This is a genomic window from Microbacterium sp. (assembly GCF_030149085.1).
GTDB lineage: Bacteria > Actinomycetota > Actinomycetes > Actinomycetales > Microbacteriaceae > Microbacterium.
In genome coordinates, this window is the sequence record NZ_JASBSF010000057.1 from 1 (window position 1) to 1,368 (window position 1,368).

Here is a 1,368-nt window from a genome sequence, read left to right on the forward strand (position 1 = left end):
GCCCGGGGGGACCTCGGGGTGACGCCGGCGGCGGCGATCGTGACACTCCTCGACCGGCTGGCCCTCCGCGCAGACGCCGCGCGCATCGACGAGGCCGAACGGCAGCTCGTCGAGCTCGCGCCGGGGCTGCGGCCAGACGAACTCTCCAAGCTCCTCGCGCGCGTCGAGGCCCACCTCGATCCCGATGGTGTGGAACCGCGGCACGAGGATGCCAGGGCGCAGCGCTCTCTCGTTATCCAGGAGCGCGACGGCATGGTGACGCTCACGGCAAAACTGGATGCCGAGACCGCGGCGCCCGTGAAGACGGCGATTGAAGCGATGGTGACCCAGGTCTTGCGCCGCAACGAGCATGCATCCACCGACGAGCGCGACCTGCGATCCGTGAAGCAGCTTGCCGCAGACGCGTTGGCGGACCTGTGTCGGCACGGATTGAGCTGCGACCGTGTCCCCACGGGCCCTGCAACCACCGTCGTCGTGCGTATGAGTCTTGAGGAACTGCAGAGCGGAATCGGGGCTGCCACGATCGACGGTCTCGATCAACCGGTTTCGGCAGGAGCCGTCCGCCGGCTCGCGGCCGACGCCCAAGTTATCCCGTGTGTGCTGGGTGGCGAGAGCGAGATTCTCGACTGGGGAAGGCTCAAGCGTTTGTTCACTCCCGCCCAGAAGCTTGCGCTCGCAGGAAGAGACGGCGGATGCATCTTCTGCGGCGCCCCGCCGGGGTGGTGCATTGTTCATCACGCGAAGTGGTGGGAACGAGATACCGGTCCAACCGACCTCGAGAATGGCGTGCTCCTGTGCACCGGGTGTCACCATCGGGTTCACGACGATGGATGGGATGTCGAGATTGAGAGCACCGGCCCGACTGGGCGGGTCTGGCTCGTTCCGCCTGCGTGGATCGACCCCGCCCGGACGCCCCGCCTCGCGGGCAGCTCCCGCCTCGCCCTCACTGCCTGAGCGTTCCGACGCTGGTCCGGGCGGCAGGGGGCCATCGGGTACGATGGACAGGCTGTTCTGGTGACGTGTCTGAGCGGCCTAAGGAGCACGATTGGAAGTCGTGTGTGCGTGCAAGCGCACCGTGGGTTCAAATCCCACCGTCACCGCCAGAACGAAGGCCCCGACTCCCCTAGAAAACACTGGGGAGGCGGGGCCTTCGTCATGTCCGGGGGAGGGGTTGCAGTAACGCAGCGGTAACAGAAATCTCGCGCGCCGGGAGACTCACTCTCACGATGGGCCTTGACCCTTGATCGTGGACACGGTGTCGGGTGGGTTATGCCGCTTCCGCGAGGGTAGCTGATCTCGCGGCTTCGTAGACGTTCTCGTAGGTGTTCGGGGTGATGTTGCCGATCGCGGAGTGGCGTCGGCGGGTGT

1 protein-coding gene and 1 tRNA gene are annotated in these 1,368 nt (G+C 66.5%); both read left to right on the forward strand.

All coding sequences use genetic code 11. The features are described from left to right. Positions 1-954 (forward strand): HNH endonuclease signature motif containing protein (locus Q1V87_RS02335; RefSeq protein ID WP_300590692.1); only part of this gene is annotated, 954 nt, incomplete at its 5' end. Between the two features lie 59 nt (positions 955-1,013). Next, positions 1,014-1,103 (forward strand) — tRNA-Ser (locus Q1V87_RS02340). Positions 1,104-1,368 lie beyond the last annotated feature (265 nt).